The 22,966-nt window shown below is 66.7% G+C and carries 21 protein-coding genes; 10 read left to right on the top strand and 11 right to left on the bottom strand.

The features are described 5' to 3' along the window. Positions 1-15 precede the first annotated feature (15 nt). Together AC5592_RS06270 and AC5592_RS06265 are read left to right on the top strand one after the other, a co-directional pair. Positions 16-504 (top strand): PaaI family thioesterase, encoded by a 489-nt coding sequence (locus AC5592_RS06270; RefSeq protein ID WP_063014383.1) that lies wholly within the window; start codon positions 16-18, stop codon positions 502-504. A 90-nt stretch (positions 505-594) separates the two neighbouring features. Next, positions 595-1,212: a DUF1707 SHOCT-like domain-containing protein gene (locus AC5592_RS06265; protein WP_051025300.1), complete on the top strand. Its 618-nt coding sequence runs from the start codon at positions 595-597 to the stop codon at positions 1,210-1,212. A gap of 94 nt (positions 1,213-1,306) precedes the next feature. On the opposite strand, the gene lon is transcribed toward AC5592_RS06265, so the two are convergent. Further along, a complete protein-coding gene (lon, locus tag AC5592_RS06260) occupies positions 1,307-3,691 on the bottom strand; it encodes an endopeptidase La (RefSeq protein ID WP_063063702.1) in 2,385 nt (794 codons plus the stop codon). Positions 3,692-3,958: 267 nt separating this feature from the next. Here lon and AC5592_RS06255 point away from each other — a divergent pair, with 267 nt between their 5' ends. Beyond that, positions 3,959-4,693, top strand: a complete 735-nt coding sequence (locus tag AC5592_RS06255; protein ID WP_051025301.1) for a TetR/AcrR family transcriptional regulator — start codon at positions 3,959-3,961, stop codon at positions 4,691-4,693. Positions 4,694-4,717: 24 nt separating this feature from the next. Here the strand turns inward: AC5592_RS06255 and AC5592_RS06250 are convergent, their stop codons facing one another. Continuing rightward, positions 4,718-5,767 (bottom strand): AurF N-oxygenase family protein, encoded by a 1,050-nt coding sequence (locus AC5592_RS06250; RefSeq protein ID WP_051025302.1) that lies wholly within the window; start codon positions 5,765-5,767, stop codon positions 4,718-4,720. Between the two features lie 342 nt (positions 5,768-6,109). Between AC5592_RS06250 and AC5592_RS06245 the strand changes: the two genes are divergently transcribed. The 6 genes from AC5592_RS06245 (at position 6,110) to AC5592_RS06220 (ending at position 11,967) form a co-directional block, all read left to right on the top strand. Continuing rightward, on the top strand, positions 6,110-7,114 hold the full coding sequence (locus tag AC5592_RS06245; RefSeq protein WP_063063648.1) for a zinc-binding dehydrogenase: 1,005 nt from the start codon (positions 6,110-6,112) through the stop codon (positions 7,112-7,114). A gap of 125 nt (positions 7,115-7,239) precedes the next feature. Continuing rightward, the gene (locus tag AC5592_RS06240) at positions 7,240-8,595 is read left to right on the top strand and encodes a DUF445 domain-containing protein (RefSeq protein WP_063063647.1); all 1,356 of its coding nucleotides are present in this window, start codon (positions 7,240-7,242) and stop codon (positions 8,593-8,595) included. Between the two features lie 55 nt (positions 8,596-8,650). Beyond that, on the top strand, positions 8,651-9,442 hold the full coding sequence (locus tag AC5592_RS06235) for a TIGR03084 family metal-binding protein (RefSeq protein ID WP_036507333.1): 792 nt from the start codon (positions 8,651-8,653) through the stop codon (positions 9,440-9,442). Between the two features lie 385 nt (positions 9,443-9,827). Continuing rightward, positions 9,828-10,592 carry a hypothetical protein gene (locus AC5592_RS06230; protein ID WP_063063646.1) on the top strand — a complete coding sequence of 255 codons (765 nt, stop codon included), beginning with the start codon at positions 9,828-9,830 and terminating at the stop codon, positions 10,590-10,592. 225 nt (positions 10,593-10,817) lie between these two features. After that, on the top strand, positions 10,818-11,333 hold the full coding sequence (locus AC5592_RS06225; protein ID WP_036507340.1) for an SRPBCC family protein: 516 nt from the start codon (positions 10,818-10,820) through the stop codon (positions 11,331-11,333). 10 nt (positions 11,334-11,343) lie between these two features. Beyond that, positions 11,344-11,967 (top strand): ribonuclease H family protein, encoded by a 624-nt coding sequence (locus AC5592_RS06220; protein WP_063063645.1) that lies wholly within the window; start codon positions 11,344-11,346, stop codon positions 11,965-11,967. A 179-nt stretch (positions 11,968-12,146) separates the two neighbouring features. Here the strand turns inward: AC5592_RS06220 and AC5592_RS06215 are convergent, their stop codons facing one another. The 9 genes from AC5592_RS06215 to AC5592_RS06175 form a co-directional block, all read right to left on the bottom strand. After that, complete coding sequence (locus tag AC5592_RS06215; RefSeq protein ID WP_051025303.1) at positions 12,147-13,019, bottom strand: hypothetical protein; 873 nt, start codon at positions 13,017-13,019, stop codon at positions 12,147-12,149. A 61-nt stretch (positions 13,020-13,080) separates the two neighbouring features. Further along, complete coding sequence (locus tag AC5592_RS06210) at positions 13,081-14,250, bottom strand: MlaD family protein (protein WP_036507346.1); 1,170 nt, start codon at positions 14,248-14,250, stop codon at positions 13,081-13,083. Continuing rightward, a complete protein-coding gene (locus AC5592_RS06205; RefSeq protein WP_036507349.1) occupies positions 14,247-15,341 on the bottom strand; it encodes an MCE family protein in 1,095 nt (364 codons plus the stop codon). The genes AC5592_RS06210 and AC5592_RS06205 overlap by 4 nt, the downstream gene beginning before the upstream one ends. After that, positions 15,338-16,426 carry an MCE family protein gene (locus AC5592_RS06200; RefSeq protein WP_063063644.1) on the bottom strand — a complete coding sequence of 363 codons (1,089 nt, stop codon included), beginning with the start codon at positions 16,424-16,426 and terminating at the stop codon, positions 15,338-15,340. Before AC5592_RS06200 ends, AC5592_RS06205 begins: the two co-directional genes overlap by 4 nt. Then, the gene (locus AC5592_RS06195; RefSeq protein WP_036507355.1) at positions 16,423-17,430 is read right to left on the bottom strand and encodes an MCE family protein; all 1,008 of its coding nucleotides are present in this window, start codon (positions 17,428-17,430) and stop codon (positions 16,423-16,425) included. The genes AC5592_RS06200 and AC5592_RS06195 overlap by 4 nt, the downstream gene beginning before the upstream one ends. Next, complete coding sequence (locus tag AC5592_RS06190; protein ID WP_036507359.1) at positions 17,427-18,458, bottom strand: MCE family protein; 1,032 nt, start codon at positions 18,456-18,458, stop codon at positions 17,427-17,429. The genes AC5592_RS06195 and AC5592_RS06190 overlap by 4 nt, the downstream gene beginning before the upstream one ends. Next, positions 18,458-19,960, bottom strand: coding sequence for an MlaD family protein (locus tag AC5592_RS06185; protein ID WP_063063643.1), 1,503 nt, complete (start codon positions 19,958-19,960; stop codon positions 18,458-18,460). The genes AC5592_RS06190 and AC5592_RS06185 overlap by 1 nt, the downstream gene beginning before the upstream one ends. A 10-nt stretch (positions 19,961-19,970) precedes the next feature. Next, positions 19,971-20,834: an ABC transporter permease gene (locus tag AC5592_RS06180; protein ID WP_030514081.1), complete on the bottom strand. Its 864-nt coding sequence runs from the start codon at positions 20,832-20,834 to the stop codon at positions 19,971-19,973. Between the two features lie 4 nt (positions 20,835-20,838). Beyond that, a complete protein-coding gene (locus AC5592_RS06175) occupies positions 20,839-21,657 on the bottom strand; it encodes an MlaE family ABC transporter permease (protein ID WP_030514080.1) in 819 nt (272 codons plus the stop codon). 541 nt (positions 21,658-22,198) lie between these two features. Between AC5592_RS06175 and AC5592_RS06170 the strand changes: the two genes are divergently transcribed. Further along, positions 22,199-22,870: a chymotrypsin family serine protease gene (locus AC5592_RS06170; RefSeq protein ID WP_036507365.1), complete on the top strand. Its 672-nt coding sequence runs from the start codon at positions 22,199-22,201 to the stop codon at positions 22,868-22,870. Positions 22,871-22,966 lie beyond the last annotated feature (96 nt).

Here is a 22,966-nt window from a genome sequence, read left to right as displayed (position 1 = left end):
CAGAGGACAGTGCAGATGGACGAGGTTACCGCGTCACCACCGCGACCGGCTGGTGTATCGACCGACAAGCTCACCGTGGAGCAGGCCCGCGCGGTGCTGGCCGCGCAGCCGTTCGCGCAGCACGTCGGCACCGAGATCACCGAGTTCGAGGGCGGTGCGGCCACTTTGGTGATCGACGTGGGTCCCGAGCACGCTCAGCAGTTCGGTTTCGTGCACGGCGGGGTGATGGCCTATCTGGCCGACAACGCGCTCACCTTCGCCGCCGGATCCGCGCTGGGCCCGAACGTACTGACCGGCGGCTTCACCGTCACCTACCTGCGCCCCGCGCGGGGCGGGCGGCTTCGCGCGCACGCGACGGTCACCGACGCCACCCGCCGCCAAGCCGTCACCCGCTGCGAGATCTATTGCGACAGCGATGGTTCCAGCACGATATGTGCCGTCGCGCAGGGCACGGTGCGCGTGGTCGAGCGAGCTCTGCCCACCAACGGATCACGTGAGCCGTAGGCGGGGATTACCGCGGGCGCACCGGCGGGGAACCCTTACGCCGCCGCACCGCACGTAGGATTTCGGCATCACGACCATGAGGATGTGCCGATGACCGAATCCCCGGACCGCCGCCCGGACATCGCCCGTGACCGGCCGGCCCCCACGGTACGCATCACCGACCACGAACGCGCCCAGGTCGAGCGGCTGCTGCGACTGGCTCTGAACGACGGCTCCCTCGATCTCGCCGAGCTCGACCGGCGCCTGGCCGTCGCCTACGCGGCGGACACCCGTGAGGAACTCGCCGCGGTCACCGCCGATCTGCCCGTGGCGGCCGCGCGCGAACCCCTGGTGCTGAGCACCGTCAGTGGTTCGCTACGCAAGGACGGCCAGTGGATCGTGCCCGCCGAGATCACCGTCTCCGCCGCCTCCGGTTCGGTGCGCCTGGACTTCACCGAGGCGATCTGCCCGCACGCCGTCGTGGACATGCACGTCGGAATCGCCTCCGGCAGTCTGCGATTGACCGTCCCGCGCGGCTGGCAGGTGGATCTGGACCGGGTGTCCTTCGTCAGCGGGAAGGCGAAGAACCGGGTGACCGAACCGCCGCTGCCGGGCTGTCCGACACTGCGCGTCGACGGATCGATCACCTCGGGCTCGATCCGCGTCCGCTACCCGAAACCACCCCGCCGCTCCTTCTGGGCTCGGTTGCTGCGCCGCCCTCGCCGGTGACCGAGCACGGCGAGCGGCAGACCGAAACACGGCGAGGGGCCGTTCACCCCGAAAGGTGAACGGCCCCTCGACTCGTAACAGCCGGTCGTCCGGATCAGGCGCTCGCGGCGAACGCCTGGTAGGCCGGTTCGGTGACCGGTTCGATGGCGTAGGCCAGGATGTCGGCCACGTCGGCGACGGGGCGGACGTCCAGGGCGGCCAGCACCTCGGCGGGGACCTCGTCCAGGTCCGGCTCGTTGCGGGCCGGGATGAACACGGTCTTCAGGCCGGCACGCTGGGCGGCGAGCAGCTTCTGCTTCACACCGCCGATCGGCAGCACCCGTCCGTTCAGCGTGACCTCACCGGTCATGCCGACATCCCCGCGCACCTGCCGGCCCAGGGCCAGCGACACCAGGGCGGTGACCATGGTGACACCCGCGGACGGACCGTCCTTGGGCACCGCACCGGCCGGGAAGTGGATGTGGATGTTGCGATCCAGCACCTTCGGCTCGATGCCGATCTCTTCCAGGTGCGAGCGCACATAGGTCAGTGCGATCTGCGCGGATTCCTTCATGACGTCACCCAGCTGACCGGTCAGGGTCAGCGAGCGTTCGCCCTCGGCGGCATTGGCCTCGATGTAGAGGACGTCGCCACCCGCACCGGTGACTGCCAAGCCGGTCGCCACGCCGGGGACCGAGGTGCGTTCCACCGAATCGGGGGTGAAGCGCGGACGGCCCAGGTAGTCCTTCAGATCACCGAGACCGATCACCAGCGACTCGGAACCGCCTGCGACACCGGGCTTTTCGCCGTAGCCGAGGGCGGGATCGTAGCTCAGGTCGAGCACCGTGGCATCCGAATCATCGTCCGCCGCAACCGTCTGCGCGGCGATCTCGTCCTGCGACAACCGTGTCGCGGCCTTGCGCAAGGCCTTCGCGAGCAGTCGCTCCAACTGGCGCACACCGGCTTCCCGGGTGTAGTTGGCGGCGATCTCCCGCAGGGCCTCGTCGGTGAACGACACCTCCTCGGCGGTCAGCGCATTCCGTTCCAGCTGCCGCGGCACCAGGAAGTCGCGGGCGATGGCCACCTTGTCGTCCTCGGTGTACCCGTCGACCGTGATCAGCTCCATGCGGTCCAGCAGCGGGCCGGGAATGGTCTCCATGACATTCGCGGTCGCGATGAACAGCACATCGGACAGATCCAGGTCCAGATCCAGGTAGTGGTCGCGGAAGGTGTGGTTCTGCGCCGGATCCAGCACCTCGAGCAGCGCGGCCGCCGGATCACCCCGGAAGTCGGAGCCGACCTTGTCGATCTCGTCCAGCAGGACAACGGGATTCATCGAACCCGCCTCCTTGATGGCACGCACGATCCGGCCCGGCAGGGCGCCGACATAGGTCCGCCGGTGACCGCGGATCTCGGCCTCGTCGCGCACACCGCCCAGGGCGACGCGCACGAACTTGCGGCCCAGGGCCCGCGCCACACTCTCACCCAGCGAGGTCTTACCGACACCGGGAGGTCCGGCCAGCACCATCACGGCACCGGAGCCACGACCGCCGACGACCTCCAGGCCACGTGCGGCCCGGCGGGCGCGCACGGCCAGGTATTCGACCATACGGTCCTTGACCTCTTCCAGACCGTGGTGGTCGGCGTCGAGTACCGCGCGGGCCGCCGAAACATCGGTGCTGTCGGTGGTTTTCACCGCCCACGGCAGATCCAGGACGGTATCCAGCCAGATGCGGATCCAGCCCGATTCCGGACTTTGATCGCTGCTGCGCTCGAGCCGGTCGACCTCGCGCAGCGCGGCCTCGCGGACGTTGTCGGGCAGCTCGGCGGTCTCCACCCGGGTGCGGTAGTCGTCCGCGCCGTCGGGCTCGCCGTCGCCCAGTTCCTTGCGAATCGCGTTGAGCTGCTGACGCAGCAGGAATTCCCGCTGCGACTTCTCGACGCCCTCGCGCACATCCTCACTGATCTTCTCGGTGACCTCGACCTCGGCGATATGGTCCTTGGTCCACCCGATCAGCCGGGTCAGCCGCTCGGCGACATCGGGAGTGCCGAGCAGTTCGCGCTTCTGCTCATCGGTCAGATACGGCGCGTAGCCGGCGGTGTCGGCCAGGGCCGACGGATCGGTCAGCCGGTTGACCACGTCGATGACCTGCCAGGCCTCGCGACGCTGCAGCACCGACACGACCAACTGCTTGTATTCGGCGGCCAGTTCCTTCGTGTGCGCATCGGGTGCGGGGGTGTCGACCGGTTCGGCCTCCACCCACAGCGCGGCGCCCGGACCGGTGACTCCGTGCCCGATCCTCGCCCGCTGCTCGGCCTTCAGCACCGCGGCAGCGGCGCCACCGCGCATCCGGCCGACCTGTTCGATGGTCGCGATCACACCGTAGGCGGCGTAGCCCTCGTCCAGACGCGGTGCGAGCAGCACGGAGTCCGACTTCGCGGCCCGTGCGGCGTCGATGGCGGCCTGTGCGGATTCGTCGAGCTCGATGGGGACGACCATGCCCGGCAACACGACCGGATCGGTCAGAAACAGCACCGGCAGACGCTGTGGAGTACTCACAGATTCAGCCCCTTCCAAAGCATGCCCCGGATCCTGTGTTTCTTCGCCTCCAGGGTTGAGCGCTACCTACTCAACTACAGGGTGTGCCGAGTTGTTCCGACCCCTTGTTCACCGGCAGCGAACGAGGCGTGACCGGCGCCGGCCGCATCCGGGCCGACCTCGAGCGAAGGTCATTCGCGGGGGAGCCGGTGATTTAAACTCGACCGCGTGGCGATTCCCTCCCCGTCCGAACCGGCCCCGATCGGGGGCCGGCAGGCGCGGTGGCAAACGCACAACGACAATCGGCGGGGGCGGATCGTCGGGGCGTTGATCCAACTGCTGGAGGAGTCCGGCGGCGGCGAGATCTCGATGCAACAGATCGCGAAGCGGTCCGGATTGGCGAAATCCGTGGTCTATCGCCAGTTTTCGGGGCGCGACGAACTGGATCGGCGGGCTCGGAGCGTGATCGCCGAGCAGTTCGTCGATACCGTCGACGCGGCGCTGGACATCTGGGACGGATCGATTCATCGGATCCTGCATCGCACGGTCGCCGCGGTCGCGGACTGGCTCACCGAGCATGCGCGGCTGTACGACTTCGCACGCAGCGGGCCGGCGATGGGCGACCCCGACGATGTGGACGCGCTCAGCAGTATCAAGGCCACCATCGCGGCGCGGACCCGGCTGCTCGTGTCGAGCCTGGCGGGGGTGATCGGGGTGGTCGACGAGGCCACGGCCGACACGATGACCTTCGCCATCGTGTCGATGACCGAGGCGACCGTCGGCCGCTGGGCCCGCGATCCGGACCCCCTGCTGAGCCGCGAACAGCTGATCTCCGAGGTCGCCGGCTACGCCTGGAGCGTGCTCGACGGCGCGGCCCGCGCCCACGGGTTGACCCTGGACCCCGAACTGCCGCTGATCGAACTCATCAACGCACTGGCCGAGGGAGTCGACGACATCCCCTGATCGGGCGCACCGAGTTTCGGCCGGTCAGGCCGCCAACCAGCCGACGAGAGAACCGACCACGGGCAGCCGCTCCGCCACCGCGGTCGCAGCGTTCCGCCGCTCGGGCTCACCGCGATACCTCGACGTATCACCGTCGACGTGCAGCAGTGTCCACAGCTTGCGCGTCACCGGATTCATCAAGCCGAGTTCGTCGGCGAGTTTGCGCATATCGCCGAAGTAGCCGGATAGGATCCGGCGCGAATTCGGGGACCGCCAGAAGGCGTCCTCGATCACCTCGCGTGGAATGTCGAATTCCTTCGCGAACGAGCGCGGTGGCGCCATGATCTCACCGGCCAGCCAGCGCATCGTGATCGGAAAAGCCAACGCGCACATCGCCTTACCGAACGGACTCATCCGCTCGATATGCGCCTTCAAGAACTCACCGGCGAAGGAGATGTGCCGGGCTTCCTCGGCGATGTGGATCTGCATGGTGCGCAGCACCGCCGGGGGCATCGACTCGCCCTCCCGGATGATCGCCTTCTGATAGTGGTCGATCGGCTCCTCACCACCGAGGATGCCGATGAACAGAATGGCGTGCGCGTAGCCGCCGGCCACGCCGATGAAAGGCGACAACGCGCGGAACAGCGGCCGCATCCCCGGGACGTCCACGCCGATCCGGTTGATCAACTCCTGGAACATCTGGATGTGGTTGCACTCTTCGGTCATCTCGTGCAGGCAGTAACGAAACTCCGGAGATCCGTTGGGGAGCTTCATGATGTACTGCATCATGCCGCGGATGAGGATGCTCTCGAAGGCGGCGCCGACCTTGATCACGTTGGCCGTGCGCCACTTTCCGATCTCGATCCTGCGCTCCAGCGGCAACGACTTGTACCAGTCGGTTCCGCCGAGCGGGTCGAGCTCCGGCGACAGCACCCATCTCGGATCGTCGGGATCGATCGCCAATTCCGGCGAATCCCAATCGATATCGAGATAGGGGTCGAAATTGCGATGGACCGACCCCTCGGACAGGATCGCCAGCATCTCCCGGTAGTCCGGGCCGAATATGTCGGTACGAATGGATTTCGACAGCGTCATCGATGTCTCCTCTGCTCCGCGGAACCCCCGCACCCGGTCGGCCCGGCGAGCGGGCTTCGCAGTGTGGCTCATCGGGCCTCCTAGCTCCCGGCCCCGAGGCTCGGCCCCGGCGGCGGTCGACACCCAGCAGGTGTGATCCTTCGAGGATATATGGGACTCGTAGTCCCACACAATCCCCGGAGCCCGGCGATTCGGACGGCGCCCGCGACCGCACCCTCCCGCAACTCCGGCCGAAACCGCGATGTCGATGCGATACTCGACCGGATTCGCCGCGCATCCGACATTGCGCTACCGCGCGGGGCCCGCGGGTCCGCCCGCCCGATCCACGAGGAGTAGCCCGACATGCTGGCCGCACGCCTTCACCTGGGACCGCAACGCCGACTGGAACTCGACGATGTGCCGACTCCGGAACCGGGTCCCGACCACGTCCTGATCAAGGTCGAAGCGGCGGGTGTCTGCCTGTCCGATGTCCATCTGATCGACGGGACGCTGACCCCGGTGATGCTCGCCGGTGACGTGGTGACGCTCGGCCACGAGGTCGCGGGCACGGTCCACACTCTCGGACCGGGTGTGACCGGCGCGAAGGTGGGGGACCGGGTGCTGCTGCAGGCGGGTGAACTGCGCGACGGCGCGGTGTTCACCCGTGGTGTCGACTACGACGGCGGGTGGGCGGAGTACACCCTGGCCCGGGTCGACACCCTGGTTCCCATTCCCGACGATCTGCCCTTCGAACAGGCCTGCTTCATCCCGGACGCGGTCTCCACGCCGTGGGCCGCGATCACGGCGACCGCTCAGGTGCGGCCCGCCGAACCGGTCGGCGTGTGGGGTGTGGGCGGTCTCGGCGCGCACGGGGTGCAATTGCTGCGCATGGTCGGCGCGGCGCCCATCGTGGCGGTGGATCCGCTGCCCGCGGCGCGGGAACGGGCGCTCGGTTTCGGTGCGGATCTGGCCTTCGATCCGGCCGATCCCGAACTGCGGTCGCGGATCTTCGCCGCGACCGGCGGCGCCGGTTTGGCGGCCGCCTTCGATTTCGCCGGAGTGGCGGCGGTGCGCGAACAGGCCGTCACCTGCCTGGGGCCAGGCGGGCGGCTGGTGCTGGTCGGCCTCACCGACAAGCCGATCACGATCACCGGGGGTATCGGCTTCAGCTTCTTCCAGCAGCAATTGCGCGGACACTACGGATCGCAGCCCGAACATGTCACCGAACTGGTGGGGCTGCGGCGGCTGCATCGTCTCGATCTCGCCCGTTCGGTCAGCGCGGTGCTGCCGCTCTCGGAAGCCCCGGCCGCGGTGCGGGCACTGGAATCCAAAGAGGGCAATCCGATTCGGCTCGTCCTGCGCCCCTGAACCGGGTGCGTTTGCCCCGCCGACCAGGGAAAGTGCCGCCCCGCCGCATTGACACCGTCTGGCCCCGGTGAGAATGTGGGGTCCCAGTCAACTCGCAAGTCCGCACGGCGCAAGGGGGATCCACGATGGCGGTAGTCGCCGGCGGTGTGTTCATCGACTGGGAACAACTGACCGGACAGTCCAAATTCGTCGTGGACCTGATCACCTTCCCGATCTTCAGCGCGGTGGCCGGCTGGCTCACCAACTGGACCGGTGTGCTCATGTTGTTCTGGCCGTTGCAATTTCGCGGCGTCCGGATTCCGGGACTGAAGGTGCTGTATCCCTATTTCCCACGCCGGGTGCAGGTGCTGCCGACGTTCTCCGGCGACGGTGAGCGACTCGGCTTCCAGGGCTTCATTCCCGCCCGCGCGGAGAAGATGGCCAGCATCTGCGTGGATATGGCGATCATGCGGATCGGCAGCCCGCGCGATTTCATCCACGAATTGGACCTGGAAGGTATCGCCGACTACATCGCCGACCGCGCACACGAACAGTTGCAGCAGATCGTCGACGATGTGATGTACCGGGAGAATCCGGAACTGTGGCGGGCCGTGCCGCGGCCGGCGAAACAGATTCTCTATCAGCGCATCGACCGTGAACTGCCGAAACTGTGCCGGCGCGGTTTCGAGCAACTCGGCGACAATGTCGACCAGCTCATCGATATCAAGAGTTTCGTCATCCGCTATCTACAGGCCAATCCGGAGATCCTCAAGGATCTGACCACCACCATCGCCGCGCCGGAGCTGCGGTTCATGGTGCGGATCGGGTTGCTCGGCGCCCCGTTCGGTGTGCTGCTGGCGCTGTATATGCATGTCCATCACGACATTCCGGTGCTCGGGTGGATCCCGGGCTGGCTGGTGGTCCTGGCCGCGGCCGCCACCATCGGCGTGCTGGTGAACATGATCGCCATCAAGATGGTGTTCGAACCCGGCGATCCGCAGCCGCGCTACAAATACCTCTGGCGGCAGGCGCTGCTGGCCAAGCGGCAACCGCAGGCCGCCGACGACCTCGCCCAGATTCTGGCCTACCAGGTGCTGACCCTGCCGAATCTGGCGGCCGAACTGCTGGACGGTCCCAACGGGGACAAGACCCGCCAGTTGGTGGAACATCTGATCGCCGACGAGATCCGCACCCAACTGGGACCCACGCGCTCGGTGGTACGCGCGGCCTTCGGTGCGCGGCAGTTCGACAATCTGCAGGTCGGCGCGGCCGGGGCCGCGGTGAGCCTGGCGCCGAGTCTGGTGCAGGACGAGGCCTTCGCCCTGGACCAGGCCAAGAAGATCGACGAATTCGCGGCGCGCAAGCTCAAACAGCTCACGCCGGGCGAGTTCATGGAGATGTTCTACGCCTCGGTCGAACAGGACGCCTGGCTGTTGTATCTGCACGGCGCGGCACTGGGCCTGGTGGTGGGTGCGGTGCACCTGCTGATCTTCGGTTGGTGAAAAATACAAGCACGCGTGCTTGCATTTTTTTAGGGGCGTTGCCATGCTTTCGGTCATGGCTGACCTAGAGGCGCTGCTCGACGACTTCGAGGCCGAATGCGCGGACCTGGACCGTCTCGTCGCGCCGCTGGATCCGGCAGGCTGGACGCGGGAGACGCCCGCCCCGGGCTGGACCATCGCACACCAGATCGCCCACCTGACCTGGACCGACGAGGTATCGACGATCGCGGCCACCGATGCCGCGGCGTTCGCCGAGCTGCTGCGCGAGGCGACCGCCACGATCGCCACGTTCGTCGACGACGCGGCCGCCGAGGTGGCGCGCACACCGGCGCCGGAACTGCTCGAGCGGTGGCGTCGCGGCCGGGCCGGTTTGGCGCAGGCGCTGCGCGCGGTGCCCGCCGGCACGAAGTTGCCCTGGTTCGGACCGCCGATGAGCCCGATGTCGATGGTGAGCGCACGGTTGATGGAGACCTGGGCGCACGGCCAGGATGTCGCCGATGCGCTGGGCGCGGAACGGACGCCGACGGCGCGACTGCGCAATATCGCCCATATCGGCGTGCGGACTCGCGATTTCGCCTACACCGTGCACGGTCGCCAGGCACCCGCGGAACCGTTCCGAGTCGAGCTCACCGCACCGGACGGGTCGGTCTGGAGCTGGGGCCCGGAGGATGCCGCGCAGCGCGTGAGCGGGTCGGCGTCGGACTTCTGCCTGCTGGTGACGCAGCGCCGGCATCGTGACGATCTCCCGCTGGTGGCCACTGGAAGCGACGCCGCGGAATGGTTGACGATCGCGCAGGCCTTCGCCGGACCCCCGGGATCGGGGCGCGAAGTGGGCCAGTTCGCCTGAAGATGTGCGCCTGAAGACTTGCGCCTGAAGAACTTCGGATAGAGCGGGCGAGCGCCGACTCAGGGTGCGACGTGCTTGTGGCCGACCGGACGCCGTTGGCCGGAGGACTTCGAGATCGCATCTCGAAGTTGACGCTCGCCAGCTTTGTCGGGTTACCCGGCGTCGTTCCGGCGCAAACCTGCGCGGCCGTCGGCCGTAGGCGGCGCATCGGCGCCCTCCGGACGATGTGAACAGCGGTTTTCACGCCGCTTCGCCCGCTGTTGTGATCTTGACCGCAGGGCCTCGGAATCCCCTGTCGACAGGCAGTAACCTGGACGTGCGTACGACTTTCAACGGTGCGGGTCGACAACGAGGGGAACCAGGGGAGAGAAAAGGACGCACCGCTATGGCTCAGTCCGCGCAGTCCCGGTCCACCGGCCAAATTCTGCAACACACCGCCGTCGTATTCGCCGGAATGGCGAGTATCGGCCTGACCGTCGCCGCCGGTACCTACATCGTCAACCAGATCGGCGGTTCCGGCCTGCCGGGCGTCATCGGTTCCGGCGAACGAGGCGACACCATCGTCCCGGCACCCGACACCCACCGATCCGAGGCGTCACCGAGCAGCACACCCACCACCGGGTCGTGGCGCCCGGCCGCCGAATCCCGTCGCCTGCCGCTCCTCGCGGCCGATGACGCGACAGCGCCGGTGCACATCGTGCCCGGACCGGCGGACCGCTCACCGAGCATCGACACGGCACCCGCGAGTTCCCGTCCGGGCGGCGTCGGGGGACGCCTGAACCTCACGGGCGAAACCTACGTCGGCGCGAATCTGTCCAGGACACAACAGCATTCGTTCGCCGTCACCCTCGACACGAATGTGCCGGCCGCCTTGGGCGCGAACGGCTCCCCGGCCCCTCGGCAGGGCGCCGCACAGGATGCGGTGACCCAATTCCGCACCGACGTCGACGTGCACAGTGGCGAGTTCAGCGTCGCGATGAGCGATCCCCTGCTGGGCCGCCACGACGTACAGGTCCAGCGGCACGCGCGCCCGGCTCCGGTGCCCACGTCCGGTCCGGAGCAGATTCCCGCGGACCACACCGGCGGTCCGGCCGCCGATTCCGCGGAGGCGGCAGTGATTCCGGCAGCGCCGGATTCCACGTCGGCATAGCGTTTCGACATCCTCCCGGCCGGGTACCGTCAAGGTGCCCGGCCGGTTGTCGTCTGTGCCCGCTCCCGTCGAGCACACTCGAAACGTACTGGTCGTTTGCCGCATTTGTCCTCGTCAGCGGATATCCGCCACTCGGCGCGCGGGCCGCACGTTATTCCCCGGTAACCGTTTAATAAAGAGGAATTCTGTAGTACTTTTGGGGCAAGCGTGGAACAGGGAGGGCCTATGGGCCACATCAGGTACGCGAGCGACGTCGGGGCTCCGGTGGAGGTCGCATTCACGTACACCGACAACCATCTGTTCGTCCCGGATTGGATGTTCGGTATCGCAACGTTCGAACCGGTCGGCGAAGCCGGCCACGGACCCGGTGCGGTCTATGCGGCGACGTTCCGGCTCGGGCTGTGGCATCCCACGGTCGACTGTGAGATCACCGAATACCGCCGCAACGCGGTCATCGGGTACACCCTGCGCAGGCGCCGGCCGGGGAAGGTGGCGCCTGCGCAGGACCCGGAAGCGGCCCCCGCGCTCGCGACGCTGACCCTGCGATTCGATCCGCTCGGGTACGGCCGGTCGGTGCTGACCTCGGAGGCCGAGTACCCGCCGGCGCACGGCTGGCCGGCCCGCCCGGCCGCCAAGGCCATCGATGCGCTGGCCAAGGCGGCGGTCCGTCGTAGCGAGACGCAATTGCGCAGGGAGATCGAGGAATTCCACGGCACGGATCTTGTCGGCCGGATTGCGTAGGGTACCGGTCATGATCATCGTGAGCACCGACGGATCCTGCCTGCGCAATCCTGGCGGCGCCATCGGCTGGGCGTGGGTCAATCATCAGGGCACTTCGGCCAGCGCCGGCGCGGCCTCCGGCACCAACCAGGTGGCCGAGCTACGCGCGGTACTGGAGGCGATTCGCGCGCATCCGGGCCCCGAACCGCTGTTCATCGAGAGCGATTCGCTGTACGCGATCAAATGCGCGTCGGAATGGCTACCCAGCTGGCGCCTCAACGGCTGGCGCACCGCCACCGGCAGCGCGGTGAAGAATGTGGAACTCGTCCAGTGGATGGATCACGCGATCGCCACCCGGCCGGGTCCGGTGCGTTTCCGCTGGGTGCGCGGGCATGTCGGCAACTACTACAACGAACAGGCCGACAAACTTGCCGGGGAGGCCGCCCGCGCCGCCGCGGGCCGGGCCGATGCGACCCCGAACGGCATCGTCGATCTCCCGCCGCTGCCTTCCGCGGTTCGCCCCGCCACCGCACCCGCCGAGACGATGTCCGACACCGCCGCGACGACGCCGCTGACGGTCGTCGTCACCGACAAGCCGGTGCCGAAACGCGGACGCGCGACAGCCGAAACCGCGGACGCCCTCACCCTTTTCTGACCGGGCACGCGTCAGACCAACCGAATGGCTTCCGGCGGTGGTGGGTCGGCCCACCGCCGGAGGCGCCCGGTTGCTACCACCTCGGTGGCGTGCTCACAGCCGGATCACCGGGACGAACGCGTTCCGGCCCCGCGACGGAAACCGTCACGGGGCCGGAAAGTGTTGTCCTGTAACCGGGTTCAGTTACCCGGCTGCGGAGCCGGTGCGGGCTGCGCCCCACCGTTGGCCTGCGGGCTGGTACCCGGAGCCGCCTGCGGCGCACCCGGGGCCGGGCCGGAGGGGCCCATACCCTTGGTGACCGGCGAGTCGAACTTCGCGACCAGCCACTTGCCGTCGTGCTTCTCCATCTGGGCCACGCCCGGGATGGTCAGCTTGTCCGGCTGCGGAACGGCCTGGTTGGTCTGCTCCTGCGTGATCACCAGCACCACGTTGGCCTGGCTGTCGTTGCCGGACTCCCACGCGCAGTGGATCTCGTCCAGCTTCGACTTGGCCTGCACGCTGACCATGGCCTGCTTCAGCGTGTCCGAGGCGCCGCTGAAGAACTTGCCCCACTCACCCGTCGAAAGATCGTTGACGCTCTTGAAGTAGGCGTCGAGATCCTTCGAGTCGTAGCTGGCCACGGCCTTGCCGAAATCGCACGCCGCCTTGGTCGAATCATCGCGCGCGGCGAGCTGATCCTCGCGGTTGTCGGCCTTCAGATAGAAGACCACCACCGCGGTGACCGCGGCCACCAGCAGCACGCCCGCGGCGAAGGCCGCCACGATCGGCACCCACGGAGTGCTCTTCCCGGAGGAGGGCGCACTGGCCGGGGCAGGGGCCGCCGACTTGACGGTCGCCGCATCGGCCGCGGCCGGCCCTGGGGTCTCGAGCTTCACCGTCTTGTCCGCATCGCCCGCCTTCGCGGTATCGGCACCCTTATCGGCGGCAACCGACGAGTCCGATTCGAACTTGACCGTTGCGTCCGCGGCGGTGCTGTCTTGCGCCGAGTCGACCTTCTCGGTCGACGCGGCATCGTTGTTCGCCTTGTCCTTGGCGGTGTCGTCATCGGACATGAATCGATCTGTCACCTTCCCGGCATGTGGAAACCACGCCGTATGTTTCGGGCCACTCTACTTACCGCACCGGCTTCGGGGTCCGAGCGTTCGGATCGGCACCCGACGGCATCTGCGCTCCGTTGTTCGGAACGTCGGGCCGCGGCGCGTTGGCCGAACCACGAATCTGCTGGTCCGGAGGTGCGTTGGTGCAATAGTTGTACTTCGGGAACGAACCGTCGGTCACGACACTCGGTGCGACCGGCGCGTGCGAGTACTGGCAGAACGGGCGCGGCCAGATATCGAGGATCGTATAGAACTCTCCGTCGTGGGCCGGCACCCCCATGGCCGAACTACCGACGACCAGCGACGGGAACAGCGCCCGCAGCGCCGGCAGCCGCAGCTGCGCCGCCTTGGTGACGGCCACGAAGTTGGTCGCCAGGCTGGTGATCGGATCGGTGGTCTCGTCCAGCGTCGCGCCCAGCGACTTCATCTGCGCCGGGGCCTGGTCCAGCACCTTGCGGAGTTCGTCGTTGGCGTTGTTGAACTGGATGAACAACGTCGACGAGTTCTGGGTCAGGGTGCTCAGATCCGGCTGCGCGTTCGACGTGGTAGCCGCGATGGTGCGCAGGCTGGTGAGCAGATTGGTGGTCTGCGGCAGCAGATTGTCCAGACCGGCCGTCACCAGGCTCAGCGCATCGACCATGTCGCGCAGCTGATCCGGTCCGCCGCTGAGCGCGGTGTCGAATTCGGTGAGGATCGTGCTGAACCGGTCCGGGTCGATCTGATCGAAGAACCCGCTGGCGTTCTCCAGCACCGCCGACACCGGGGTCGGGGTCTGCACCTTCTGCGGATCGAACGGGATCACCGAGCCGTCGGTGAGGTACGGACCCTTGTCGGTTTCGGGCTGGAAGTCGATGTACTGCTCACCGGCGGCCGAAAGGGCGTGCACGACGACCTGGGTGGCCTTCGGGATCTTGTACCGGGTGTCGATCTGGGCCTCGGCCGCGATCGAGGCGCCCCGATCCGCCAGCTTGATCGAGTTCACCTTCCCGACGCGGAATCCGCGCAGGGTCACGTCGTTACCCGGTTGCAGACCGCCGGAGCGGTCGAGTGCGACCGTCACCGTGTAGGTACTGCGCAGCGGATTGATCCGCATGACGTCCACCGCCAGGTACGTCGCGCCCACGACGAACGCGATCACCAGTCCGATCGTGGACAGCAGCAGTTTGTGTCGCAGCAGCCAGCTCATCGGTGGCCCCCTGTCACTCGGCCGTAGACGATCTGCAGCACCTGGATCAAACTGCCCGCCATGTCCTGCAGATCGCGCAGATCCCAGAACTTGCTGTGCGGCGGGTCGGTGAGCAGGCCGACGTCGAGCTGGGTCAGCGTCGCGGCGACGGCGAGGGTGTTGCCCTTGAACGAGGCGTCGACCTTCGGCCGGATCTCGTGCAGGGCGTCCAGCGCCGGGCCGAGGTCGTTGCCGGCACGCGAGAGCGCGTCCATCAGCTTGTGCACATTCTCGAGCAGGCTCGCCAGCTGATCATGGCTGGTCTCGGCGTAGTCGCCGAGCGCCGCGCTGGTGGTGGAGATCTTGCCGAGCAGATCGCCGATCTGCTTGTTGTTCTCCGCGATGGCGCCGATCATCTGCGGCAGCGAATCCGCCACCTGACCCAACTGGTCGTGGTTGGCCTCGATGGTGTTGGTCAGCGCGTCGAAGCCGTTGAGCGTGCTGTCGATGCGATCGCTGTTGGCGTGCAGCGTGGTGACCACACTCGTCATCTGCTTGATCAGGCTCGCGAGCTGCTCGGGCCGGCCGCCGACCACCGAATCCAGTTCCGAGGTCAGCTTGGTCAGCGCGGCCACGCCGCCGCCGTTGAACAGCATCGAGACCGAGAGCAGCAGTTCCTCGACGGTGGCGCCGGCCGAGGTGTGGTCGATGCCGATGGTGTCGCCGTCCTTCAGCATCGGCGTGGTCTCGTCGGACTTCGGCTTCGACAACGCCACGAACACATCGCCCAGCGGAGTGGCCTGGCGCAGTTCGGCGGTGGACTCGCGCGGCAGGGTGATGTCCTTGCGCACGTTCATGTCGACGATGGCCTGGTAGTTCTTGGTCGAGATGTGGGTGACCACACCGACATCGGACCCACCGATCTTGACCTTGGCCTGATCGGGCAGGTTGAGCGCGTTGGCGAAAATCGCGTGCAGGGTATAGGTCTCACCGGACTGCCCCGGTTTGGGCAGCGGCAGACTCTCCACGGTCAGACCGCAGCCGGAGGCCGCGACGGCCGCCGAGACGCCGAGGGCCAGCCAGGTGCGCCGCAGGCGCGTCGATGCCGTCATTTCGTCAGTCCCAACAGTGCGGCGGACAACCCGAGGTCGGGTCCGAAATCCTCGATCTTGCCGGTCCGGCAGCCGTCGGCCTTCATCTGAATGCGTTCACAGAACAGGCTGACGACCTCACCGGACAGTGCGGTGCCGAGCACCGCGTGCAGGCGGACGAAGCCGCGGTTGCGGTCCATCGAACGGTCCAGGTTCTGCAGCAGCAGCGGCGCCACGTCGACGGTCTCGATCACACCGGCCGCGTTCTGCCGCAGCTGGTCGGTGACCTTGGTGAGCCCGGTGAGGCTCTCCGACAGCTGGCTCTGGTACTGGCTGAAGACGCCGCTGGTGTTGGCCAGGAAGTCGTTGAGCTGGTCCAGCGTGGCCTGCAGACCGGGCGCCTGCTCGGCCAGCAGCGACGACATCTGGGTGACCTTGTTGCTGAAGTCGCGCACCGACTGGTCGTTGTCGGCCAGCATCGCGGTCAGCTCGTTGAGCTTGATGATGATGGTCGAGATGGCGTCCTTGTTGTCGACGCCGACCTTCAACGCCCCCGACAGCGCGTTGAGCGTGTCGCGGATCCGTTCACCCTGGCCGTTGACCATGTCGTAGAGCAGCGTGCCCGACAGCGGGCCCTGGGTCTGGCCGGGCGCCGGCTTCAACGCGGCGGTGAACTGGTCGATGGTTTTGATCATCGTGTCCAGTTCGACCGGGGTGCGGGTCTGCTGCACCGTGAGGTGCGTGTTGTCCGCCAGCTTCGGCCCGCCGGTGTAGCGCGGGGTGAGTTCGATGTGCCGGTTGGTCACGATCGAGGGCGACACGATCGCCGCCGTCACATTCTTCGGGACGTCCACATCGTGGTTCACCGTCATGTGCACCTCGACGTACTCACCCTTGGGGATGATCTTGTCGACCTTGCCGACCTCGAGGCCCAGCACGGTGATCGGATTGCCCTCGAATACGCCGGCGATATTGCGGAAGTCGGCGGTGATGTGAGTCGAACCGCCGACTGCGTTCTGCACCGAACCACAGCTGCCGGCCACCAGCACCACGGCACCGATCGCGACCGTTCTGGTAGCGCGGGCCAGCCATTTGTTCAGCATCATCCCTGGCACCCCTCGATCACTCGCGCGAAGCACAACCAGTTGTCCGGGAACAGCCACGGCACACCGACCTCACCGTAGGGGCCGTTGCCGAACACGTTGTTGAACTGCCGCAGCGACGCGGGCATGATCGTCAACAGTTTGTCCAGGTTGTCCTTGTTCTTCTGCAGACCCTGGGCCATCGTGTTCAGCTGCTCGATGGTCGGGCCGAGCTGGTTGTTGTTCTCCGCGCCGATCTGCTGCAGCTGCTTGGTCAGGGTCGCGGTGTTGTTCAGCAGTTGCTTGAGCAGCTCCTGGCGTTCCATCACCCGGCCGGCAATGGCCTCACCCTGGGTGATCACCAGCAGCACGCTGTTGCGGTTGTCGCCGAGGATCCGGGTGACCTTGTCCAGATCCTTCAGCAGACCGTCGACCTGGTCGCGCCGATCGTTGATGGTCTTGGCGAGCGCGCCGACGCTGTCGAGCGCCTGCGCGGTCAGCTGCGGCGAACCGTCGATCTGGTCGCCCAGCACCTTCAGCGATTCGGCCAGCTTCTCGGTGTCGAGCGCCTCGAACTTCGGGGTGCCGATCTGCACCACATCGGCCAGGTCGTAGGGAACCTTGGTGTTGGACTTGTGAATCCGGTTGCCCGGCAAGCCTTTCCCGTTGCCCGGGTCGAGATCGACAAAGCGCGCGCCCAGCAGCGTGGCCATCTTGATGGAGGCGCGGGCATCGGGGCCGAGCTTCACGTCGTTGTTCACGTGCAGGGTGATCAGCACGTGGTCACCCTCGAGCTTCGCCCCGGCGACCGTGCCCACCGGCACACCGGCGACGTTCACCTTGTCACCGGTCTGGACGCCGGCGGTCTGCACGAACTCCGCCTGCACGTCCTTGGTGCCGACGCCCAGCTTCTTGTAACCGCTCGAGACCACCAGCAGCACCACGATGAGGACGGCGCCGATGACGCCGAGCCAGAAGAAGCGGTTGCCCTGGAAGCGATTCTTGATTCGCGTACCGAATGTCGTCATGGGCGGCACACCGCCGAGTGGTTGGGTCCACCGATCTGGCTGACCAGACCGCGCGGCAACAGCACCCCGTACAGCGAGATGTCCAGCGTGCACAGGTAGGCGTTGGCATAGGCGCCGTCGGAGGTGAACTTACCGACATCGGCCAGAATGCCCGGCAGGTCGATCGCGGCCTGATCCAGTTTGGCGCCGTTGTTGATCAGCATGGTCAGCGCGTCGGTGGACGAGTTCTGCGCGGCCGTGATCTTCGGCTGGACCTGGTCGACCATGTTCACCAGGGAGCTGGTGGCACTCGCGATCTGGACGGTCGACGCCTGCAGGGACTGTCCCTGCTCGTAGAGCCCGCCGATCAGCGCGCGGGTCTGGGTCACCAGAGTCTCCAATTCGTCACCTCGTTTCGCCAGTCCCGACATCACGCCCGACAGTTTGGTGATCACGTCGGCCAGGATGACGTCACGTCGCTGGAAGTCACCGGCCACTGCGGCGGCCTGGGTGATGAACGAGCTCAGCGAGACACCGTCGCCCTGCAACGCCTGGATGAAGGTGTTGGTCAGGTCGTTGACCTGCTGGGGCTGCAGGGTTTCGAACAGCGGCTGAAAACCGTTGAGCAGACCGGAGATATCGAACGAGGGCTCGGTGCGGTCGACCGGGATGGTCGCGTTGTTGCGCAGCGCCGAATTGTCGCCCTTGTTGCCCGGCGCCAGCGCCACATAGCGCTGGCCGATCAGGTTCTGGTATCGGACAAGGGCTTTGGTGTTGCCGTACACGGTCTGATCGGTCTGCACGATGAACGACACCTTGGCCTGGTGCTGTCCCTCGACCTCGATCTTGGTGACCTTGCCGACGCGCACGCCGGCCATCCGGACGTCGTCGCCCTCACGCAGGCCCAGCACATCGGTGAAGATCGCCGAGTAGCTGTGGGTGGAGCCGTTCACGGTGCGCGCCAGCGTATTCCAGATGACCACGGTCACCAGGACCGAGACGATGGCGAAGATACCGAACCCGATCAGCGGTTTGCGAATTCCTCTCATCAGCTGGCACCGCTTTCGGAAACTTGCAAGGTTCCACCCCTCAGGATCGAGCTCAGCAGCAGATATTCGGCAGTCGTCGGATCCCGGCCGAGCAGCGCGCTCATCGCGTCACGTCCGGTGTAGTAGGCGATCGGCCCCGCGGAGGGCTTCTGCCCGTCCGCGGCCGGAGCAGCGGCCGGAGCCGGCTGCGGCGCGGGGGCCGCGGGCGCACCCGGCAGGCCGGGCAGCTGCGGGAACAGACCTTCCAGCGGAGTTCCGGCGAACGGGTTGCCCGGCTTGGGCGCCTGCTGCGGCGCGGCCGTCTGCGCGGTGTCACCGGTGGTGACGCCCGGGATGGCGGGCAGGCCCGGCATCGGCGGCAGCTTCGGCAGTCCCTGCGACGCGTCCAGCGTGCGCGGCTTCAGGGCCGGCGTCGGCGGGCCGATATCGGCGACCACCGGGGCGGTGCCACAGCTCGGCGCCGCCATATCGCCGTAGCGCGGGCAGTCGGAGCGGTCGTACGGCTTGTACGGCGTGAAGGTCAGCCCCGCGTTCCAGATCATCTGCTGCTGCGGACCCCAGTGGAAGGTCGTGCTCAGCTTGCGGACCGACGTGTTCAGGTTCGCGATGGCCTGCGGGATCGCGTCGGGGTCCTCGGTGAGCGCGCCGAACATGTCGCCGGTGCCCGAGGTCAGCTGCTTGCCGACGTCGGGGTTGCGGGCGAACAGGTTGTTGACCTTGTCGATGGTCGCCGAGGTGCCGGTGATGAGGCCGGCCAGTTCGCTGCGCTTGTCGGCGATGGTCTGCGCCGTCTTGACCGATTCCGACAGCGTCGTCATCAGATCCGGCGCGGACTGGTTGAGCGCGTGGAACGAGGCGGAGAAATCGTTCAGCGTGCCCTCCGGATTCGGCACCGCGGCTCGGACCTGGGTGAACCAGTTGTCGAGGCGCTCCACGGTGGAACCCGGGACCCGGCCGCTGCCGTCCAGCGCATAGGACAGGGTGCTCAGCACCCGGCCCAGCTGCATGGGGTCGATCTTGTTCAGGATCGTGCGGACCGTGGTGAGCGTGTCCTGCAGCGCGATGGTGCCCTGGCTGTGGTCCTCGGCGATCTGCGAACCGGCCTTCAGCGAGGCGTTGTCGGGACCGTTGTAGACCAGTTCGACCGAGGTGACGGCGAACAGGTTGCTGGGGACGACGCGGGCGGTGACATTGGCCGGGATATCGGAGATGTAGTCCGGCTTCATATTGATGTGCACCTGCTGCAGCTCGCCCTTGGCGGCCACCGACACTTCCTCGACCGCGCCGACCAGCACGCCGCGGAACTTCACGTCGGCCTGGGCGGGCAGTCCGTCACCGGTGGTGGTCAGGTTGGCGGTGACCTCCACCTTGGGGTTCAGGATGTAGCCCTTGTAGCGGGCCATCAACAGGGTCAGCGCCGCGGCGATGACGACGATTCCGCAGACGCCCGCGATGAGCAGCTGCCGCATCGTCGGTCCGCGGCCACTCGGATCGATGATCATTTCTCGCCCCCTATCCCGAGATCCTGATGCCCGGGTTCACGCCCCAGATCGCCAGCGTCATGAACAGGTCGGCGAAGACGACCGCGATGATGCAGAGCTTGATCGCCCGGCCCGCGGCCACACCGACGCCCTCGGGACCGCCCGAGGCGAAGAAGCCGTAGTAGCACTGGATGAAGGTCGTGATCGCCACGAAGAGAATGGCTTTCAGCAACGACCACAGCACGTCGTGCGGTACCAGGAATTGATAGAAGTAGTGCTGGAAGGTGCCCGAAGCCGTGCCGCCGATGAATCCGACCGTGATGGAACACGACAGGTAGGCGACCGGCAGCGCCAGGCAGTACAGGGGCACGATCGCGATCATCGCGGCGATCATCCGGGTGCTGACCAGATAGGGCAGCGGCCGGATCGCCTGCGACTCCAGCGCGTCGATCTCCTCGGCGATGCGCATCGAACCCAGCTGGGCGGTGAAGCGGCAGCCGGCCTGTGCTGCGAAGGCGAGGGTGGCGAGCATGGGCCCGAGCTCACGGGTGGTCGCGAAGGCGGAGATCGCACCGGTCAGCGGGCTCAAGCCGAGCAGGTTCAGCGAGGTGTAGCCCTGGATGGCGACGGTCATACCGCCGAAGGCACTGAGGATCAGGACCACGCCGATGGTGCCACCACCGACGATCAGACTGCCGTTACCCCAGGTGACGTCGGAGAGCAGCCGCCAGACTTCCTTCGGATAGTGCTTGAGCGCCAACGGCATCGAGCCGATCGAGCGCAGGAAGAAGAAGACCTGGTGACCGACCCGTGCGAGCCAGTCTCGCGGAGCGCCGGCGGAGCTGCGGATCCGCTGCAGAGGCCGCAGTAGCGGCGGAACATAAGTTGACGACACCGGCTCAAACCATCTGTGGGGGGAACAGGGCGTTGTAGATCTGCGTGATGATCAGATTCGTGCCGAACAGCATCAGCGCGGACAACACCACGGCGGTGTTGACCGAGTTCGCGACACCACCCGGGCCGCCGCGGGTGTTCAAGCCCGAATCACACGCGATGATCGCGGCCAGCAGGCCGAAGATCAGGGATTTGATCAACGCCACCAGCAAATCGCTGGTCACCGCGAACGACGCGAACGTGCCGATATAGGAGCCGGGGGTGCCGTTCTGGGCGAAGATGTTGAAGATGTAGCCGGTCAGGAAGCCGACGAAGATCACGAAGCCGCACAGCAGCACCGATACCAGCATGGCGGCGCCGAGCCGGGGAGCCACGAGCCGGCGCATCGGGTCGACGCCCATGACCTTCATGGCGTCGATTTCCTCGCGGATGGTGCGGGAACCGAGGTCCGCGCAGATCGCCGAGCCGACGGCGCCGGCGATCATCAGGGACGTGACCAGCGGCGCGCCCTGCTGAATGATGCCCAGCCCGTTGGCCGCGCCGATGAACGAGGTGGCGCCGACCTGCTGCGCGACCGAACCCACCTGAATGGAGACGATGACGCCGATCGGAATTGCGACCAGCAAGGTGGGCGCGGCGGCCACGCTGGCCATGAATGCGCACTGCCGGACGAATTCACCGAACGGGAAGCGCCGGCGGAAGATGGCGACGAACAGTTCCGCGACCGCGGAGAAGCCCATCGTGATCTGTCGTCCGAAGGTCTCGAGGGACCGCTTGGGGTGATCCTGCCAGTACGCCTTCGTCCAGTCCGCCGCGGCACTCATTCTCGATGGTGAACTAATTGCCCCCGACCCGTCCGGACCGTTGGTGACTTGCACTGGCTACCCCTCTCGACGCCGGTTACCCGCCCCGACGACTGTTTCGCTTGAGGCACCTTACTACGGAGTTAGGAAAAACACAGCACAAAGTGTGGCTGCGGTCATAGACCCAGATCACGTTGGTTCCCGGCCTGTGATCGGGCCCACCGGACTGGTATCGATCACAATGAACACGACCATTTCCTAGAACAGGTTCTAGTTTCCTGATCGAATGTCCAACTCGAGATCCGATACCCCTTTTATCGGATTGAAATTCTCGTTATTAAGATTTGCCCCGAATACTGACGAAAGCCTATAGCGAGTGCCCGCGAAACAGCGGTCGTCGTGAGCAGGTGTCGCATCTCGTCGGCCTCGTACGCGTCGTCGCGCGGCCACGGCATCGATCCAGCAAACTGCATGGCCATACCGGGCGCACTCGGGCCCGAGAACTGCAAGGATGTAGTACGACAAGGCTGATATCGTGCGGACTTCCGACGTCTGGAGGGAAATGTTCAACAAACTCGTCAGGGCGGCTCATGCCGCCTTCGCCGTTGCTCTGGGCGCGGCGCTGCTCGGGACGGGCGCGGGGGTCGCGCAAGCCGGTCCCGGATCGCCGGTTATCGGCGGCGGCTCCGGAATCATCATCGACAACCAGTTCGAGTGCACCATCACGACCATCGGCCACGACGCCGGAGGCCGCCTGGTCGGCCTGACCGCCGGTCACTGCGGCGAGGCGGGTTCGGAGGTGTGGTCCGAGCAGGACCGCGGCGCCGGCGTGATCGGACATTTCGTCTACTCCAATCACGACCTGGACTATGCGGTCATCCAATTCGATCCGGGCCACGTCACTCCGGTCAATCGGATCGGCAACGTGACGATCACCAACGTCGGGGCACCGGCCCAGTTCCCCGCCATCGTCTGCAAGGAAGGCCGGACCACCGGTAACACGTGCGGCCTGGCCTTCGGCGACGTCTTCCAGACCGACGAGACGTGGGCCGAGATGTGTGTCGTCGAGGGCGACTCCGGCGCCCCCGTCGTGATCGGCACCACCCTGGTCGGCATGGTGAACGCCTACCTGGCGGTGGCCTGCTTCGGCCCCGAGGTGGGTACCAACATGTCGGCGATCGTCAACGACATGAATGGACGCGGTGGCGTGGGGGCGGGCTACGCGCCGATCTGATCGGCGGCACGACAACCCTTGTAACGGGCGGCGATTCGGGTATGACATCCGAGTCGCCGCCCGTTTTCCGTGTCCGGGGCGGGGCCGGCCGCGTGG

Source organism: Nocardia violaceofusca NBRC 14427, from assembly GCF_963869435.1.
In the GTDB taxonomy this organism is placed as follows: domain Bacteria; phylum Actinomycetota; class Actinomycetes; order Mycobacteriales; family Mycobacteriaceae; genus Nocardia; species Nocardia aobensis.
The sequence above is the reverse complement of the archived record's forward strand: the minus strand, read 5'-3'. Positions and strand labels throughout refer to the sequence as shown.

Coding starts and splice junctions, on each gene's coding strand:
- AC5592_RS06270 (WP_063014383.1), top strand. CDS start 16: ATGGACGAGGTTACCGCGTCACCACCGCGACCGGCTGGTGTATCGACC.
- AC5592_RS06265 (WP_051025300.1), top strand. CDS start 595: ATGACCGAATCCCCGGACCGCCGCCCGGACATCGCCCGTGACCGGCCG.
- lon (WP_063063702.1), bottom strand. CDS start 3,691: ATGGTCGTCCCCATCGAGCTCGACGAATCCGCACAGGCCGCCATCGAC.
- AC5592_RS06250 (WP_051025302.1), bottom strand. CDS start 5,767: ATGACGCTGTCGAAATCCATTCGTACCGACATATTCGGCCCGGACTAC.
- AC5592_RS06245 (WP_063063648.1), top strand. CDS start 6,110: ATGCTGGCCGCACGCCTTCACCTGGGACCGCAACGCCGACTGGAACTC.
- AC5592_RS06240 (WP_063063647.1), top strand. CDS start 7,240: ATGGCGGTAGTCGCCGGCGGTGTGTTCATCGACTGGGAACAACTGACC.
- AC5592_RS06235 (WP_036507333.1), top strand. CDS start 8,651: ATGGCTGACCTAGAGGCGCTGCTCGACGACTTCGAGGCCGAATGCGCG.
- AC5592_RS06230 (WP_063063646.1), top strand. CDS start 9,828: ATGGCTCAGTCCGCGCAGTCCCGGTCCACCGGCCAAATTCTGCAACAC.
- AC5592_RS06225 (WP_036507340.1), top strand. CDS start 10,818: ATGGGCCACATCAGGTACGCGAGCGACGTCGGGGCTCCGGTGGAGGTC.
- AC5592_RS06220 (WP_063063645.1), top strand. CDS start 11,344: ATGATCATCGTGAGCACCGACGGATCCTGCCTGCGCAATCCTGGCGGC.
- AC5592_RS06215 (WP_051025303.1), bottom strand. CDS start 13,019: ATGTCCGATGACGACACCGCCAAGGACAAGGCGAACAACGATGCCGCG.
- AC5592_RS06210 (WP_036507346.1), bottom strand. CDS start 14,250: ATGAGCTGGCTGCTGCGACACAAACTGCTGCTGTCCACGATCGGACTG.
- AC5592_RS06205 (WP_036507349.1), bottom strand. CDS start 15,341: ATGACGGCATCGACGCGCCTGCGGCGCACCTGGCTGGCCCTCGGCGTC.
- AC5592_RS06200 (WP_063063644.1), bottom strand. CDS start 16,426: ATGATGCTGAACAAATGGCTGGCCCGCGCTACCAGAACGGTCGCGATC.
- AC5592_RS06195 (WP_036507355.1), bottom strand. CDS start 17,430: ATGACGACATTCGGTACGCGAATCAAGAATCGCTTCCAGGGCAACCGC.
- AC5592_RS06190 (WP_036507359.1), bottom strand. CDS start 18,458: ATGAGAGGAATTCGCAAACCGCTGATCGGGTTCGGTATCTTCGCCATC.
- AC5592_RS06185 (WP_063063643.1), bottom strand. CDS start 19,960: ATGATCATCGATCCGAGTGGCCGCGGACCGACGATGCGGCAGCTGCTC.
- AC5592_RS06175 (WP_030514080.1), bottom strand. CDS start 21,657: ATGAGTGCCGCGGCGGACTGGACGAAGGCGTACTGGCAGGATCACCCC.
- AC5592_RS06170 (WP_036507365.1), top strand. CDS start 22,199: ATGTTCAACAAACTCGTCAGGGCGGCTCATGCCGCCTTCGCCGTTGCT.